General features: G+C 69.4%; 13 protein-coding genes and 1 pseudogene. 9 read left to right on the forward strand and 5 right to left on the reverse strand.

From position 1 onward, the window contains the following. Window positions 1-4: 4 nt before the first annotated feature. Complete coding sequence (locus tag C1707_RS26365) at window positions 5-502, reverse strand: hypothetical protein (RefSeq protein WP_145998384.1); 498 nt, start codon at window positions 500-502, stop codon at window positions 5-7. On the opposite strand from C1707_RS26365, the gene cysD reads away from it, so the two are divergent. Further along, a complete protein-coding gene (gene cysD / locus C1707_RS24595; protein WP_420808211.1) occupies window positions 435-1,406 on the forward strand; it encodes a sulfate adenylyltransferase subunit CysD in 972 nt (323 codons plus the stop codon). The genes C1707_RS26365 and cysD overlap by 68 nt on opposite strands. Further along, a pseudogene (gene cysN / locus C1707_RS24600) lies at window positions 1,406-3,312 on the forward strand (sulfate adenylyltransferase subunit CysN). The gene cysD and the pseudogene cysN overlap by 1 nt, the downstream one beginning before the upstream one ends. 177 nt (window positions 3,313-3,489) lie before the next feature. Here the strand turns inward: cysN and C1707_RS24605 are convergent. Continuing rightward, the gene (locus tag C1707_RS24605; protein ID WP_101713356.1) at window positions 3,490-4,656 is read right to left on the reverse strand and encodes an MFS transporter; all 1,167 of its coding nucleotides are present in this window, start codon (window positions 4,654-4,656) and stop codon (window positions 3,490-3,492) included. 148 nt (window positions 4,657-4,804) lie between these two features. Next, complete coding sequence (gene metG, locus C1707_RS24610) at window positions 4,805-6,514, reverse strand: methionine--tRNA ligase (protein ID WP_101713357.1); 1,710 nt, start codon at window positions 6,512-6,514, stop codon at window positions 4,805-4,807. A 176-nt stretch (window positions 6,515-6,690) separates the two neighbouring features. On the opposite strand from metG, the gene C1707_RS24615 reads away from it, so the two are divergent. Continuing rightward, window positions 6,691-8,484: a polysaccharide deacetylase family protein gene (locus C1707_RS24615; RefSeq protein ID WP_164467456.1), complete on the forward strand. Its 1,794-nt coding sequence runs from the start codon at window positions 6,691-6,693 to the stop codon at window positions 8,482-8,484. Beyond that, window positions 8,481-9,287 (forward strand): glycoside hydrolase family 16 protein, encoded by an 807-nt coding sequence (locus C1707_RS24620; RefSeq protein WP_240633815.1) that lies wholly within the window; start codon window positions 8,481-8,483, stop codon window positions 9,285-9,287. The genes C1707_RS24615 and C1707_RS24620 overlap by 4 nt, the downstream gene beginning before the upstream one ends. Window positions 9,288-9,355: 68 nt before the next feature. On the opposite strand, the gene C1707_RS24625 is transcribed toward C1707_RS24620, so the two are convergent. Further along, complete coding sequence (locus C1707_RS24625; protein WP_101713359.1) at window positions 9,356-9,817, reverse strand: EF-hand domain-containing protein; 462 nt, start codon at window positions 9,815-9,817, stop codon at window positions 9,356-9,358. Window positions 9,818-9,825: 8 nt separating this feature from the next. After that, window positions 9,826-10,608 (reverse strand): DUF4198 domain-containing protein, encoded by a 783-nt coding sequence (locus C1707_RS24630; RefSeq protein ID WP_240633816.1) that lies wholly within the window; start codon window positions 10,606-10,608, stop codon window positions 9,826-9,828. 165 nt (window positions 10,609-10,773) lie between these two features. On the opposite strand from C1707_RS24630, the gene C1707_RS24635 reads away from it, so the two are divergent. The 5 genes from C1707_RS24635 (at window position 10,774) to C1707_RS24655 (ending at window position 16,831) form a co-directional block, all read left to right on the forward strand. Continuing rightward, the gene (locus tag C1707_RS24635) at window positions 10,774-13,008 is read left to right on the forward strand and encodes a TonB-dependent hemoglobin/transferrin/lactoferrin family receptor (protein ID WP_101713360.1); all 2,235 of its coding nucleotides are present in this window, start codon (window positions 10,774-10,776) and stop codon (window positions 13,006-13,008) included. A gap of 238 nt (window positions 13,009-13,246) precedes the next feature. After that, complete coding sequence (locus C1707_RS24640) at window positions 13,247-13,852, forward strand: YqaA family protein (RefSeq protein WP_101713361.1); 606 nt, start codon at window positions 13,247-13,249, stop codon at window positions 13,850-13,852. After that, window positions 13,849-14,403, forward strand: coding sequence for a disulfide bond formation protein B (locus C1707_RS24645; protein ID WP_101713362.1), 555 nt, complete (start codon window positions 13,849-13,851; stop codon window positions 14,401-14,403). Before C1707_RS24640 ends, C1707_RS24645 begins: the two co-directional genes overlap by 4 nt. Window positions 14,404-14,405: 2 nt before the next feature. Next, window positions 14,406-14,975, forward strand: a complete 570-nt coding sequence (locus C1707_RS24650) for a demethoxyubiquinone hydroxylase family protein (protein ID WP_101713363.1) — start codon at window positions 14,406-14,408, stop codon at window positions 14,973-14,975. Between the two features lie 101 nt (window positions 14,976-15,076). Beyond that, entirely contained in the window at window positions 15,077-16,831 is a 1,755-nt protein-coding gene (locus tag C1707_RS24655) for a M1 family metallopeptidase (RefSeq protein ID WP_101713364.1), read from the forward strand.

Genomic DNA, 16,831 nt, shown 5'->3' on the forward strand with positions numbered 1-16,831 from the left:
CGGATCAGGCGCGGGCGAGGCGCGCGGCCTGCTCGGGGCAGACGATCTTGGGCGCGGTTTCGAGGCGCGCCGCCTCGCGCGGCGAACGCGCCACGGTGCGTTCGACCTTCGGTTTGATGATCTTTTCCTCGATCACCACGCCGAACTGGCACAGGGCCGTGGCCGAAAGCCACAGCACGATCGCCGCGAGGAGTTCTGACAAGAAGGACATCGGCTTACCCGTCGATCCGATAGCGCCGTTATGCCGCAATCCATGGCCATGCTCGAATGAACTTTTGGTCATGTTGCCGCAACGGCGCCCACACAAGCTGACAGCGCCCCTAGATTTCTGCGCCTTGCTCCAGAAGGCCCAGGGACCTAGGTCGCAGGCTCCCCCGGCACTTCGCTTCCCGCCGCCCGGCGGGGCGAGGTCTTTCTGTTTGCGGACGACCGTCTTGGCCCTTACCCAGCTTGCATCCCAGGCGCCCGCCGTCGCTTCCGAGCCGACCATGCCCGTGATCACGCCCGCTCGCCTCACCCACCTGCAGCGCCTGGAAGCCGAGAGCATCCACATCATGCGCGAGGTGGCAGCCGAGTGCGAAAACCCGGTCATGCTGTATTCGATCGGCAAGGACAGCGCGGTGATGCTGCACCTGGCCGCCAAGGCGTTCTATCCGTCCAAGCCGCCCTTCCCGCTGCTGCACGTCGACACCACCTGGAAGTTCAAGGCGATGTACGAGCTGCGCGACAAGATCGCCGAGCAGCTGGGCTTCGACCTGCTGGTCCACAAGAACCCCGAGGCCGAGGCGCGCGGCATCAACCCGTTCGACCACGGCAGCGCCCTGCACACTGACCTCTGGAAAACCGAGGGCCTCAAGCAGGCCCTGGCCAAGTACGGCTTCGACGCAGCCTTCGGCGGCGCCCGCCGCGACGAGGAGAAGAGCCGCGCCAAGGAACGGGTGTTCAGCTTCCGCTCGGCCGAGCAGCGCTGGGACCCCAAGAACCAGCGCCCCGAACTGTGGAAGCTCTACAACACCCGCAAGCACCCGGGCGAAAGCCTGCGCGTCTTCCCGATCTCCAACTGGACCGAGCTGGACGTCTGGCAATACATCCACCTGGAGAACATTCCGATCGTGCCGCTCTACTTCTCGGCCCCGCGGCCGGTGGTCGAGCGCGACGGCGCGCTGATCATGGTCGACGACGAGCGCTTCCGCCTTCGCCCCGGTGAAGAGCCGCAGATCAGGAGCGTGCGCTTCCGCACCCTGGGCTGCTACCCGCTGACCGGCGCCGTCGAGAGCACCGCCTCGACCCTGCCCGAGATCATCCAGGAGATGCTCCTGACCACCACCAGCGAGCGCCAGGGGCGGGTCATCGACCACGACCAGTCCGCCTCGATGGAGAAGAAGAAGCAGGAGGGCTACTTCTGATGGCTCACCAGTCCGCCCTCATCGCCGAAGACATCGAAGCCTATCTGGAGGCCCACCAGAACAAGTCGCTGCTGCGCTTCATCACCTGCGGCAGCGTCGACGACGGCAAGTCCACCCTGATCGGCCGTCTGCTCTACGACAGCAAGATGATCTTCGAGGACCAGATGGCCGCCCTCGAGGCCGACTCCAAGCGCGTGGGCACGCAAGGCGGGGCGATCGACTTCGCCCTGCTGGTCGACGGCCTGGCCGCCGAGCGCGAGCAGGGCATCACCATCGACGTCGCCTATCGGTTCTTCTCGACCGACAAGCGCAAGTTCATCGTCGCCGACACCCCCGGCCACGAGCAGTACACGCGCAACATGGTCACCGGCGCCTCGACCGCCGACGCAGCCGTGATCCTGATCGACGCGCGCAAGGGCGTGCTGACCCAGACGCGCCGCCACTCCTACCTCGTGTCCCTGCTTGGCATCCGCAACGTGGTGCTGGCGGTCAACAAGATGGACCTGATCGACTGGGACCAGACGGTGTTCGACGCCATCGTCGCCGACTACCGCGCCTTCGCCGACAAGATCGGCCTGTCGGTCTTCACCCCGATCCCGATCTCGGGCCTGGGCGGCGACAACATGGCCGTGAAGAGCGAGCACACGCCCTGGTACGACGGCCCGATCCTGATGGACTGGCTGGAGAGCGTCGAGGTCGAGGACGGCCTGCAGGCGCAACCGTTCCGCATGCCGGTGCAGTGGGTCAACCGCCCTAACCTCGACTTCCGCGGCTTCTCTGGCCAGGTGGCCTCGGGCATGGTCAAGCCGGGCGACCGGGTCAAGGTGCTGCCGTCGGGCCGCGAGAGCCGGGTGTCGCGCATCGTCACCCTGCCGGGCGACCTTGACCGCGCCGTCGCCGGCCAGTCGGTGACCATCACCCTCGCCGACGAGGTCGACGTCTCCCGAGGCGACGTGCTGGTCGCCGCCGACAGCCCCTCGGCCGTTGCCGGCCAGTTCGAGGCCACCCTCGTTTGGATGGACGACGAGCCCCTGCCCCCGGCCGCTCCTACCTGCTGAAGATCGGCGCGCGCCTCGTGGGCGCCAGCGTCACCGAGATCAAGCACCGGGTGAACGTCAACACGCTGGAGCACACGGCCGCCAAGCGGCTGGAGCTCAACGAGATCGCCCACGTCAACATCTCGCTCGACCAGGCGATCCCGTTCGAGGCCTATGCCGACAACCGGGATCTCGGCGGCTTCATCCTGATCGACCGGATCAGCAACCGCACCGTCGGCGCGGGCCTGCTGAACTTCGCGCTGCGCCGGGCCGACAATATCCACTGGCAGCACACCGACGTCTCCAAGGCCTCGCGCGCGGCGCTGAAGAGCCAGCGCGGCCGCGTGATCTGGCTCACCGGCCTGTCGGGCGCGGGCAAGTCGACCATCGCCAACCTGGTGGAAAAGCGCCTGCACGCCCTGGGCCGCCACACCTACCTGCTGGACGGCGACAATGTGCGCCACGGCCTCAACAAGGACCTCGGCTTCACCGAGGAGGACCGCGTCGAGAACATCCGCCGGGTCGCCGAAGTGGCCAAGCTGATGGTCGACGCCGGCCTGATCGTGCTGACCGCCTTCATCTCGCCGTTCCGGGCCGAGCGCCAGCTGGCGCGCGAGATCCTCAGCGAGGGCGAGTTCGTCGAGGTGTTCGTCGACACCCCCCTGGCCGTGGCCGAGAGCCGCGACGTCAAGGGCCTATACAAGAAGGCGCGCTCGGGCCAGCTGAAGAACTTCACCGGCATCGACAGCCCCTACGAGGCGCCCGAAGCGGCCGAACTGGTCATCGACACCACCAAGGTCGACCCCGTCGCCGCCGCCGAGCAGATCGTGGCCTGGCTGGAAGGCGACGAGATCTCGTACGAGATCTGAGGCGGAGGGAGCGCTGCCTCCCTCCGCCTCCCGTCATTCCCGCCCTTGTGGCGGGAACCTCTCTGTCGACCGCAAGGGCAGATGAGGCGGACTGCTCAGCAGTCCGCTGGCACTTCACCTGCGAGCGGAGCCAGGGGTTCCCGCCACAAGGGCGGGAATGACGGGAGCTATTGAAGGCTAAGCCCCCGCCTTCACCCGAGCGCTGCGGCCCAGCACCAGCGCGCCGCAAAGGCCCGCCGCCCCCAGCGCCGCCATCGCCCAATAGCCCTTCACGCTCAGGGCGTCGAACAGCGGGCCCGAGGCCAGGGTCGCCAGGCCCAGGGTGAAGCCCTGCGACACCGCCGAGTTCAGGGCCTGGGCGGCCGAGGCGCTCTTGGGCGGGGTCAGGCGCTCGATCAGCTGCAGCGAGGCCAGGAAACTCGCCGCGAAGGTGAAGGCGTGCAGGGCCTGCAGCGGGAACAGCGCCCACAGCGGCGGGGCGAAGGCGTAGGCGGTCCAGCGGATCACCGCCGCGCCCGCGCCCATGGCCAGCAGCCGCCCCGGGCCAACGCGGCGTCGCCAGGGCTCCAGGAACCACATGAAGCCCACCTCGGCGGCGACGCCCACGCCCCACAGCACGCCGATCATCGGCTCGGGGATCTCCTGCCGGCGCCAGAGGATGGTCGAGAAGCTGTAGTAGAAGCCGTGCGCGCCCTGGATCAGGCCGGCCGTGACCACCGCCAGCACGAACACCCTGTCGGTCAGCAGGCTGCCCAGCCCTTTCCAGCGGTCGCGTCTGGCCGGGGCCTCGCCCTCCTCGTGCACCCGCTCGGGCGGGATCAGGACGAAGGCCGCCGTCGCCGTCAGCAGGGCCGCGACGGTGATCCAAACGACGATGACCTCGGCGCCGAGGACGGTCAGCACCACGCCCATGGCGAGGTTGGCGGCGATGAACGCGCTGGAGCCCGACCCGCGCGGCAGGCCGTAGTTGAAGCCATCCAGCCGGGCCCGGCGCAGCGTGACCACGTCGATCAGCGGCGAGATGGTCGAGAACAGGGTCGCGCCCAGCAGCCAGCAGACCAGCAGCCCCCAGAACCCCGGCGCGACCAGCATGGCGAGGTAGGCGCAGGCCGCAGCGACCGCCAGCAGGATCATCGGCGAACGGCGCAGCGAAAAGCCGTCGGCCCAGACCGCCAGCGCCGCGCCTGTGAACGGCTTGAGCAGCAGCGGCGCGGCAAGCACCGCGCCGATCTCGGCCCCGGAAAGCCCCCTGGCCCGCAGGAAGGTGGCCACGTACGGCAGGCTCACCCCGATGACCAGATAGATGGCCACGTAGAACAGGCTGAGACGGGTTACGAGCGGCATGGCCGCTCCGTAGAGCGGTGTGCGGTGAAGGGGAAGGCGTTTCGCGCGAACCCCCCTCAGTCGCTTCGCGACAGCTCCCCCAGAGGGGGAGCATCTTGCTGACTAGATCCTCCCCCTCCGGGGGAGGTGGCCCGAAGGGCCGGAGGGCCTACTCCGCGCCGCCGAACCGCGCGGCCCACTCGGCGATCATGTCGTCGTCGATCTTCTTGAACAGCACTTCGGGCGCGCGCACGGCCTGGCCGGCCGGCACCGTCGAGAGCTCGGCGGCGACGTCGGCCGTCGGCCAGGCGGGCGGCCAGGCCTGGGCGAAGGCCTCGCCGATCTTCTCGGCGGCGAACGGGATGAACGGCGCGGAGATGCGGGCGTAGAGCGCGGCCAGGTTCAGGGCCGTGCGCACGATGACGGCGGCGCGGTCGCGGTCGGTCTTGATCGCCGTCCAGGGGGCGGCTTCCTGCAGGTACTCGTTGCCGACCACCCACAGGGCCCGCAGCGCCTGGGCGCTCTTGCGGATCTCGATGGCGTCCATCTGCTCGGAAAGGTCGGCCAGGCGCGCGGCGACGTCGGCGTAGAGCTTCTCCTCCAGCGGACCAGGCTCGCCGCCCTCGGGCACGAGGCCGTCGAACTTGCTCTCGTTGAACTTCAGGATGCGGTTGACGAAGTTGCCCAGCACGTCGGCCAGGTCGCGGTTCACGGCGCTGGCGAACTGCTCCCAGGTGAAGGCCGTGTCGCTGCCTTCCGGCGAGTTCGAGGTCAGGTACCAGCGCCACAGGTCCGGCGGCAGGATGTCGAGCGCCGCGTCCATGAACACGCCGCGCTTGTTGCTGGTCGAGAACTTGCCGCCGTACCAGTTCAGCCAGTTGAAGGCCTTGAGCATGTCGACGCTCTTCCACGGCTCTTCCGAGCCGAGAATGGTGGCCGGGAAGCTGACGGTGTGGAACGCGACGTTGTCCTTGCCCATGAACTGGACGTAGCGGACGTCGTCGGCGCCGGCGTCGGTGCGCCACCACGAGCGCCAGTCGCGATCCGGCGCGGCCTCGGCCCATTCCTGGGTGGCGGCGATGTATTCGATCGGGGCGTCGAACCAGACGTAGAAGACCTTCTCCTCCATGCCCGGACGCGGCAGGCCGTCCTTGGTCACCGGCACGCCCCAGGCCAGGTCACGGGTGATGCCGCGATCGATCAGGCCCTCGTCCAGATGCTTGTAGGCGATCGACTTTGCCAAGGTCGGCCAGTCGGGGTGGCCGTCCACCCAGGCGCGGATGCGATCGGCCATCTTGGTCTGAAGCAGGTAGAGGTGCTTGGTGTCGCGCACCTCAAGGTTCCGCGAGCCCGAGATCACCGAGTACGGATCCTTCAGGTCGGTGGGATCGAGCAGGTTGCCGCAGTTGTCGCACTGGTCGCCGCGCGCCTTCTCGAAGCCGCAGTGCGGGCAGGTGCCCTCGATATAGCGGTCGGGCAGGAAGCGGCGGTCGTCGATCGAGTAGACCATCTGATCGACCCGCTCCTCGATCAGCCCCTGGGCCTCCAGCACTTCGGCGAAGTGCTGGGTCAGGCGATGGTTCTGCGGCGAGGACGAGCGGCCGAAGTGGTCCCACGACAGGCCGAAGGCGCGGCCCACGTCATGCTGCAGCACGTGCTGCTCTTCGCAGTAGGTCGCCACGTCCTGGCCGGCGGCGGCGGCGGCCAGTTCGGCCGGGGTGCCGTGCTCGTCGGTGGCGCAGATGTAGAGGGTGTCGTGGCCCCGGGCCCGCTGGAAGCGCGCATAGGCGTCGGCCGGCAGCATCGAGCCCGCGAGGTTACCCAGGTGCTTGATGCCGTTGATGTACGGCAGGGCCGAGGTGATCAGGATGCGGGCCATGGGACGGGGCGTCTTTCCGGGGACGAACAAGAAACGAAGAGGCGTCCGCATATAGAAGCCCCCGCGCCGAAGGGAAAGCTTCGCGGCGCGCCCGCAACCGGACGGATCGCCAAATGACGGGCTCGCGCGTCGGGCGTTTTCGGGTTTGGATGTCTGCGTGCTGGACTGGAGGCCTCATGACCCGCCGTCGCCTGCCGCTGCTGCTGCTCGTTCTCGCCGTGCTGCTGGCCGGCGGGTGGTGGTGGCAGCGCGAGCGGCCCGATCCGGCGGTGATGCACGTCTTCCCCGGCGTGCGCGGCCCGGCCAAGGCGTCCAAGATCGTCGAGCCGCCGCGCACCCGCATCGCGCAGTTCGACAGGGGCGGCCCGCACCGCCTGGCGATTCTGGTCACCGACCCGCAGTCGGGGTGGCTGGGCCTGGTTCGCGGCTTCCGCGCCCACGGCGTGCCGATCACCGTCACCCAGGATCCCGCCAAGGCGCTGACCCACAAGGTGGTGCTGGTCTATCCGATCGTCTCGGGCCGGGTGCTGAGCGCCGAACAGCTGCGGGCCCTGGCCCAGCACGTACGCGACGGCGGCACGGTGCTGGCCTTCAACCTGGCCGGCGGCGGCCTGGGCGAACTGTTCGGCGTCGGCGAGGGAACCGAGGCCTCGTCCCGCCTGCGGCTGCGCTGGACCAGGACGACCGGAGAGCCCGAGAGCGACGAGATCGTCGTCTCGTCCACCGGCGAGGCCAAGGTTTCCAGCGTGGGCTATGCGCCGGGAACGGCGGATGTGGCCGCCCGCTTCGACGACGGATCGGTCGCGGCCGCCTGCCGGCGGGTGGGCGGGCAGGCCTGCGTGCTGGGCGTGGACCTGGGCTCGCTGGCCCAGCGGGCCATGAACGGCCGCGCCGAGGCCCTGGCCCGCCGCTACGTCAACGGCTACGAGCCCTCGCTGGACAGCCTGTTCCGCTGGGTGCGCGACCTCTACGTGGCCGGCGAGCCGATGCCCTGGCTGGTCTCGACCGCCCCGGCTGGCCGCGAGGTCTCTATCCTGTTTACCCACGACGTCGACTACGGCCCGTCGGTGCACAACGCCCTGGCCTATGCCGACGCCCTGAAGGCGCGAGGCGTCCGCGGCACCTTCTTCGTCCAGACCAAGTACATGAGGGACTACAACGACAAGGTGTTCTTCGACGACGCCGCCGTGGCCGACGTGAAGGGCCTTCTGGCGCGCGGCCAGGAGGTGGGCAGCCACACCGTCGCCCACTCCCGCGAGTTCGAGCGCATGGACCTGGGCAGCGGCCGCGAACGCTATCCGCGCTATCGCCCGTTCGTCGAGACCGACACCAAGGTTCGCGACGCCACCATCCTGGGCGAACTGCGGGTATCGAAGTTCCTGCTCGACCGGCTGGCGGGCGCGGACGTGGTCTCGTTCCGCCCGGGACGCCTGGCCTATCCCTTCACCCTGCCCCAGGCGCTGAACGCCAGCGGCTATCGCTATTCCTCGTCGATCACCGCCAACACGGTGCTGACCCACCTGCCCTTCCAGCTGACCGACGGGCGGGCCGACGGGGCCCTGCAGCCGGTGTTCGAGTTCCCCGTCGCCGTCGAGGACGAGGAGGCCCCGCCGCTGCTGCAACGGCTGGACGCGGCCGACGCCCTGGTGGCCCGGGTCGCGCGCGACCGGGGCGTGGCCACCGTGCTGATCCATCCCAACGTGGTCGGCGACAAGCTGGCGTTCGAGACCGCCCTGGCCGACCGCTGGAAAGGGCGGGCCTGGATGGGCTCGACCCAGGCCTTCGGCGACTGGTGGACGGCGCGCGACGCCCTGGACCTCGACGTCGAGCCGCGCGGCGCCGGCTGGCTTCTGACCGCCAGGGCGCCGAAGGGCGCCGCGGACGTCGAGGTCGTCCTGCCCAAGGCCGCCAAGGGAAGCACGACGCTGCGCCTGCCGCCCGGCGGCCGGGCGACCGTGGCGATCCCGTGAAGCGCCTGCTGCTCGCCTTGGCGATGGCGGCCCTGGCCTCGCCCGCCTTCGCCGCGCCCCGGCTGATCTGGTCGGACGAGTTCGACGGCGATCAGCTGGATCCGGCCCGGTGGACGGCGGCGACCGACTGCTGGGGCGGCGGCAACGAGGAGCGCCAGTGCTACACGCCGGCCAACGTCTCGGTCTCGGGAGGGGTGCTGCGGCTGAACGCCCGCAAGGAGCGCGCGTCGGGCTCGGCCCGTCGCGACGGCGGCCCCCGCGTGAGCCGCGACTACGCCTCGGGCGGGGTCAGCACCAAGGGGCTGGCCTCGTTCCGCTACGGCCGCATCGAGGTGCGCGCCAAGCTGCCGCTAGGCCAGGGGCTGTGGCCGGCGATCTGGATGCTGCCCGAGCACGACAACTACGGCCCCTACCCGCTGTCGGGCGAGATCGACATCGCGGAAGCGGTGAACCTTGGGGTGCGCTGCCGATCCTGCCGCGACCGGGTGCGGGCGGCGGTGCATCATGGCCCGACGCTGCAGGCCAACCGCAGCGACTCGGCCGACACGGCCCTGGGCGACCTGACGGCCTTCCACGTCTTCACGCTGGAATGGACGCCCGATCGGCTGACCTGGCGGCTGGACGGAAAGCCTTACTTCACCCGCCCGGGCGGGCGCCCCTTCGACGAGCGCTTCCACCTGATCCTCAACCTGGCGGTTGGCGGACGGTGGGCGGAAGTCACGGGCCGGCGCGGCGTCGACGACGCCGCCTTGCCCGAGAGCCTGCTGGTGGACTGGGTGCGGGTGTACGCCCTGGACGACTAGCGCCCCCGGCTCCAGAAGGGGATCAAGGAACCGGGGGCGCGCCCCCCAAGGGCGTCTCTACCCGTGGATCAGTTGGTGTCCGCGGCCACCGGATCGGCGGCCGAGACCGTGCCGTCCTTGTTGGTGTCGTGGGTCACGAACATCCGCCAGCCCGAATAGGCGAACTCGGCCGGGGTGATGCCGCCGCTCTTGTCGCTGTCGAGCACGCCGAAGCGCACGTCGGCCTGACGCATCTGGCGCACGCGCTCTTCTTCCTTCTTCTCGGCCGTCTCGGTCGAGCCGGCGAGGCGCTTTTCGAGCCGGCCCTTGAACTCGCCGACGTACTCTTCCTTGGAGAGCACGCCGTTCTTGTCGGCGTCGATGGCCTTGAAGAGCTGCTCGCGGGTGATCACGAACTCTTCCTTGGTGACGACGCCGTCGCCGTTGACGTCCTGCTCCTTGATGAAGGTGTCGCGGGCGTGCGAGGCGGCCAGGGCCGGGGCGGAGACGGCGGCCAGGACGGCGGCCAGGATCAGGGTGTTGCGGATCATGTCGGCTCTCAGCGCAGGGATTCGAAGGTCAGGGCGTAGGTGTGGCTCTGGCCGGGCTGGCCGGCGGCGGCCGGGGCGACGCGGTAGCGGGCCTGCACTTGGTAGACGCCCGAGCGCTCGGGCTTCAGCTCGAAGCGGCCCTGGGCGTCGCTCTTGACGGTGACCGGGGCGTTCTTGACGTCGGCGTAGCGGTCGCTGCCGGCGCTCAGGGTGATTTCCTGGCCGGCGACCGGCTTGCCGTCGTACAGCACCACGAACTTGGCCGGCTGGCCGGTGGTGATGTCGCTGGGGTGGGTGATCGCCTGGAACTCCAGGCCCTTGCCGACCGGAGCCAGCGCCGCCGTGCTCGGCGCGCCGCGGGTCACATAGACGTCGGCGGTGGTGATGCTCTGCATGTCGACCACTTCCGCGCCGGCCGGAGCCTTGCCCGGCTCGAGGAACTCCCACTCGCCCTTGATCAGCACGGCCTTGCCGACGCGGCCGGCGCGCTGGCCGGTGGTGATGCGGTAGGTGCCGGCCGTCTCGACGGGGGCCTCGACCAGGGCAAGTTCGCGCAGATAGGTCGGGGTCAGGGGCTTGCGCACGCCGTCGGGGCCGACCACCGCGTAGGCGTCGGACTTCATCACCACTTCCGGCGTGAAGAAGCTTTCGGTGAACGAGCCCTGGACGATCACGACCTTGCGGTCCGAGACGTCGAAGGTGCTGGGCAGCATGTAGGGCGAATGGGCGTGCGCCAGGCCGGACAGGCCAAGGCCCGCCAGCAGCGCCGCCGAAGCGAGCATGGTCTTCATCGGAATCCCCCTCAAGGACGATCGGTGCGTGGCCAAGGCTCCTATTGCGGATGAATCTAAGAATCAATTGCAAATAACTTGACCCGATCGCCAGACGGTCGTAGCTCCCCATCCAACGAATGCGAACAATTCGCATCTGAGGCCGACTACCGGGGGTTATTTCCTTTGTCTCGCAACAAACTCGTCTGTTTCGCCGCCGCATCCGCCGGCGCCCTGCTCTCCGCCACGGCGGCCTTCGCGGCCGACGCGCCCTCGGCCGACGTCGCAGAAGTCGACAAGGTCACGGTCACCGCCACGCGCAGCGAGAAGTCGGTGCTGGACGCGCCCGCGACCGTCACCGTGACGACGAGCCAGGAGATCGAGGACGCCCTGGTCAACGACGTGAAGGACTTGGTGCGCTTCGAGCCGGGCGTCTCGGTGCGCAGCGCCCCGTCCCGCTTCACCGCCGCCGGCGCCTCGACGGGCCGCGACGGCAACGCCGGCTTCGCCATCCGCGGCCTCGAAGGCAACCGCGTCCTGATCATGGTCGACGGCGTGCGCGTGCCCGACGGCTACGCCTTCGGCGCCCAGGCCGCCGGCCGCGGCGACTATGTCGACGTCGACGTGCTGAAGTCGGTCGAGATCGTGCGCGGCCCGGCCTCGGCCCTCTACGGCAGCGACGGCCTGGCCGGCTCGGTCAGCTTCTTCACCAAGGACCCGGCCGACATCCTGCAGGGCAAGAGCTTCGCCGGCCGCGCCCGCGTCGGCTACAGCTCGGCCGACGAAAGCTGGAGCGAAAGCGCCCTCGTCGCCGGCGCCAGCGGCCGCTGGGAAGGCCTGCTGGCCTATACCCGCCGCGACGGCCACGAGACAGAGACCCAAGGCACGGCCGCCCTGCGCGACGTGCGCCGCACGGTCGCCAACCCCGAGGACAACAGCTCCAACGCCGTGCTCGGCAAGCTGGTGTTCAACCTCGACGACCGCAACAAGTTCTCGCTGACCGTCGACCACCTCGACCGCGACATCGACTGGAACGTGCTGTCGGCCATCGCCTATGTCGCTCCGAACACGACGCCGGCCTCGACCGCCGTGGTCGGCCTGACCGCCTTCGACAAGATGCGCCGCGACCGCGTCAGCCTGTCCCACGCCTTCACCGGCGGCCAGGGCCTGATCCAGACCGCCCGCACCACCCTCTACTACCAGGACAGCACCACCCGGCAGTTCTCGGCCGAAGACCGCTACACCGCCGCCGACCGCACCCGCGACGCCAAGTTCGACAACGAGGTGTTCGGCGGCGCGATCGAACTGACCAGCCTGGCCAGCCTGGGCGGGGCCGAGCACCGGTTCGTCTGGGGCGCCGACGCCTCGCTGACCCGCCAGCAGGGCCTGCGCGACGGCACCGTGCCGCCGGCCGGCGAGACCTTCCCCAACCGCGCCTTCCCGACCACCGACTACACCCTGGTGGGCGGCTACGTGCAGGACGAGTTCTCGGCCGGTCCGGTGACCTTCTATCCGGCCCTGCGCTACGACTATTACAAGCTGGATCCGAAGAACGACCCGCTGTTCACCGCAAACACCGCGGTCGGCCAGAGCGACTCGCGTTTCTCGCCCAAGCTGTCGGCGGTCTGGCAGGCCACCGACCTGATCAGCGTCTTCGCCAACGCCGCCACCGGCTTCAAGGCCCCCGCCCCCTCGCAGGTCAACAACGGCTTCTCCAACCCGACCAGCTTCTACACCGCGATCGCCAATCCGAACCTGAAGCCCGAGACCAGCCAGACCTTCGAGCTGGGCTTCCGCCTGCGCCAGCCGACCTGGAACATCAGCGTCACCGGCTTCACCGGCAAGTACGACGACTTCATCGAGCAGGTGCAGGTCAGCGGCTCGTTCCGCCCGACCGACCCGGCGGTGTTCCAGTTCGTCAACCTGGCCGAGGCAGAGATCAGCGGCGCCGAGGCCCGCGGCGAGGTGCTGATCGCCGACAACTGGCGCCTGATCGGCGCGGCCTCCTATGCGCGCGGCTTCTCGACCAACACCGCCGGCGTCAGCACGCCGCTGCAGTCGGTCGATCCGGCCAAGTTCACGGCCGGCCTGTCCTACCGTGATCCGGCCGGTCGCTTCGGCGCCCAGGCCAGCGTCATGCACGTCCAGAAGAAGTCGTTCGACAGCCTGGGGGTCACCTGCACGGGCGGCTGCTTCGCCCCGCCGGCCTTCACCACCGTCGACGTCACCGCCTACTGGAACCTCACCCAGGCCGTCACCCTGCGCGGCGGCGTCTTCAACCTGACCGACGAGAAGTACTGGTGGTGGTCGGACGTGCGCGGCCAATCGGCCGCCGCCTCGGCCACCGTTCCGGCGGTGATCGTCGACGGCTACACCGCCCCGGGCCGCAACTACAGCGTCTCGCTGGCGGTCAAGTTCTAGGCCCTCAAGGGGTCCTAACCGAGACACGCGGTCGTAATGTTGCGGCGACCGCGTGGCCCCGTCCTCCTCCGCGCCATGTCGGCCCGGCGCCTGGAGGACGGGGCGTTTTATTGTCTGGAGCACGCTTCAGCGCCCGCCTTCGCGGCGTCGCAAAAAGAACCGGAAAACGTCGTCGCATCGCCCGGGACAAGCGCGCCGACCCCTGCTAGCAACGGCGCATCGGCAAACGGGAGTTCGCATGCTGCGCCGCCTCTACGACTGGGTCATGGGCATGGCCGCCTCGCGTCACGCGCCCGCCAGCCTGTTCGCCGTCTCCTTCGCGGAGAGCTCGTTCTTCCCCGTGCCGCCCGACGTGATGCTGGCCCCCATGGTTCTGGCCCGGCCCGACCGCGCCTGGCGCTACGCGGCCATCTGCACCCTGGCCTCGGTGCTGGGCGGCATCCTCGGCTACGCCATCGGCTACTTCCTGACGCCGGTGGGCCAGTGGATGATGGCCGCCACCGGCCACGCCGGCGGCCTCGTCGAGTTCAAATGCTGGTACGACAAGTACGGCGTCTGGGTGATCCTGGCCAAGGGCCTGACGCCCATCCCCTACAAGCTGGTGACCATCGCCTCGGGCCTGGCGGCCTTCAGCTTCCCCATGTTCATCTTCGCCTCGGTCGTCACCCGCGGCGCGCGCTTCTTCCTCGTCGCCTTCGTGGTCAAGAAGTTCGGCCCCGCCCTGCTGCCGGTGATCGAGCGCCGCCTGGCCCTGGTGGCCGGCGGTTTGATCCTGCTCCTTGTCATCGGCCTCGCCGCGAGCCATTTCCTGGGAGGAAGCAGCGGAGGCGCGTGCGCCGTATGACCACCGACACCCCGGCCGTGACCACCGGTCCTCTCGTTCCCAAGCGTCCGCCCCTGGCGTGGATCGCCAAGCACTGGCCGGTCCTGGCCTTCGCCGCCAGCGCGATCATGCTGGGCGCGGCCCATGCGTTCGAGAGCTTCGGGGGCCTGGCGCCCTGCCACCTGTGCTTGAAGCAGCGCGAGGTCTACTGGATCGCCGGAACCGTCGGCCTGATCGCCACCGTCCTGCAGCGTACGCCCCTCTGGGAGCGCCTGCGCGCGCCGGCCCTGTGGCTTCTGGGCGCGATCTTCCTCTACGGCGCGGGCCTGGCGGCCTTCCATGCCGGCGTCGAATGGAAGTGGTGGCCCGGCCCCACCACCTGCACCGGCGGCGGCGTCGCCACCTCCGGCGACCTGGTGGCCATGCTGAAGGGCGCCAAGATCCAACCTCCGATGTGCGACAAGGCCGCCTGGGTGTTCCTGGGTCTGTCGATGGCCGGCTGGAACGCCCTGGTCTCGCTGGGCCTGGCCGCCGCCTCGGCGTTCAGCGCCCTGCGTTCGAAGGAGGCCTGAACATGAGCGCCGAACAGAAGGCCGTTCCGCCCCGCCCGGGTCGCGGCGCCCAGGCCGCGCGCCTTGCCGAGATCCTGCGCGTCGACCAGGCCGGCGAACTGGCCGCGGTCCACATCTATCGCGGCCAGCAAGCCGTGATGAAGCACGCCCGCGGCCGCGAGCGCATCGCCGAACAGCTGAAGGAGATGGAGGGCCACGAGCAGGTCCACCTGTCGCGCTTCGACGAACTGCTGTCCGAGCGCAAGGTGCGACCGACCCTGATGTCGCCCCTGTGGCGGCTGGCGGCCTTCACCCTGGGCGCCGGTACGGCCCTGATCGGCGACAAGGCCGCCCACGCCTGCACCGAGGCCGTCGAGTCGGTGATCGAGAAGCACTACGCCGGCCAGATCGACGAGCTGAAGGACCGCGACCCGGCCCTGGCCGCCGAGCTGTCCAAGTTCCGCGACGACGAGCTGATGCACCGCGACCTCGCCGTCAAGGAAGGCGCCCACGAGGCTACGGCCTATCCCCTGCTCAGCGCCGTCATCCAGACCGGCTGCAAGGTGGCGATCAAGATCAGCGAGAAGATCTGACGCTTCGTACGCGGCTTGCGGCGCGCCCCTGCGTCGCCCCACCGGCTTGGCCTTCGAGCCGACCTCCCCTACCGATGAAACAGTCCGTCGCGGGGAGTCGCATGTCCGTTTCACCAGTCCGAGCCCTGGCGCTGGTCGCCGCCCTGCCGCTGCTGGTCGCCGCCGCCAAGGCGCCCAAGCCGCCGCGCGCCGCCCCCACCGCCCAGACCCTGGCCACCGGCGGCGCGCTTAAGCCCGACCAGGCCGGCGTGCATATCGAGCACGTCGACCTGGCTATCGAGGTGTTTCCGCAGCGCAAGTCCATCGCCGGCGAGGCCGTGCTGGCCCTGCGCGCCGACCGCGACCTGCCGGTGATCGTGCTGGACCTCGACCGCGAACTGCCGGTCTCGGCGGTGTCGCTGGACGGCCGCGAACTGGCGCCCACGGCTTGGCGCAATCCCGACGGCCGCCTCTCGATCACCCCGCCCGCTCCGATCGCGGCCGGCCACACCACCGCCGTGCGCATCCGCTACGCCGGCGTGCCCGTCGAGGCCAAGCGCGCCCCCTGGGACGGCGGCTTCGTCTGGACCAAGACCCCCGACGGGCGCCCGTGGATCGCCACCGCCGTCCAGGGCGAGGGCTGCGACCTGTTCTGGCCGTGCATCGACCATCCGACCGGCGAGCCCGATCTGGTCGATCTGCACATCACCGTTCCCGAGGGCCTGTCGGCGCCGTCGGGCGGAATTCTGATCGACGTCACCCAGGCCGGCGGCGGCAAGCGCACCTTTCACTGGCGGATGAAGACGCCGAACACCTACGCCGTGGCTCTCAACGTCGGGCCATACGTCCAGCTGACGGCGGCCTATCGCAGCCGCTTCGGCGACAGCTTCCCGATCGAGTTCTGGGCCATCGAGGGCAACGAGGCCAAGGCCCGCGGCCTGTTTTCCCAGTTCGCGCCGATGCTCGACTTCTACGAAGGCATGATCGGCCCCTACCCGTTCCGCAGCGAGAAGATGGGCGCGGTCGAGACCCCGCACCTGGGGATGGAGCACCAGACGCTGAACGCCTACGGCGCCGGCTACGCCCAGGAGATCTACGGCTTCGACTGGCTGCTGGAGCACGAACTGGCCCACGAGTGGTTCGGCAACCAGATGACCAATGTCGACTGGGACGACATGTGGCTGCACGAGGCCTTCGGCACCTACATGCAGCCGCTCTATTCGCAGTGGCTGCACGGCGACATGGAATACATGGTCCGGCTGAACGAGATGCGGGTGAAGAGCTTCAACAAGTTCCCCATCGTCTCGGGCAAGCCGATGGAGGAGGAAGCCGTCTACGACGCCCAGGTCGGACCGGGGACCGACATCTACTACAAGGGCGCCAACATGCTGCACACTCTGCGCGGCCTGATCGGCGACGAGGCGTTCTTCACGGCCACCCGCGTGCTGGTCTATGGGCGGCCCGATCCGAAGCCCGGCAACTTCGCGCCGCGCTACGCGGTGACGAACGACTTCATCAAGGCCGTCAACGACGCTACGGGCGCCGACTACGGCTGGTTCTTCGACGCCTATCTGCGCCACGCCGCCCTGCCCGACCTGATCGAGACACGCGAGGGCGACGATCTGGTGCTGGCCTGGAAGACGCCCGCCGGGCGTTTCCCGATGCCGGTCGAGGTCAAGGTCGGGGGCAAGCTGGTGACCCTGCCGATGGCCGACGGTACAGGCCGGGTGCACGTCGGCGACACCGTCCCGGTGATCGTCGATCCCGGCTCGAAGATCCTGCGCCGCCAGCCCTATCTCGAGGCCTACCACGCCTGGAAGACGGCCAAGGACGCCGCCGGCAGGGCCGGCGCTCAGCCGGTCAATCCGAAGCAATAG

The sequence above is a fragment of the Caulobacter flavus genome (genome assembly GCF_003722335.1).
Lineage (GTDB): Bacteria > Pseudomonadota > Alphaproteobacteria > Caulobacterales > Caulobacteraceae > Caulobacter > Caulobacter flavus.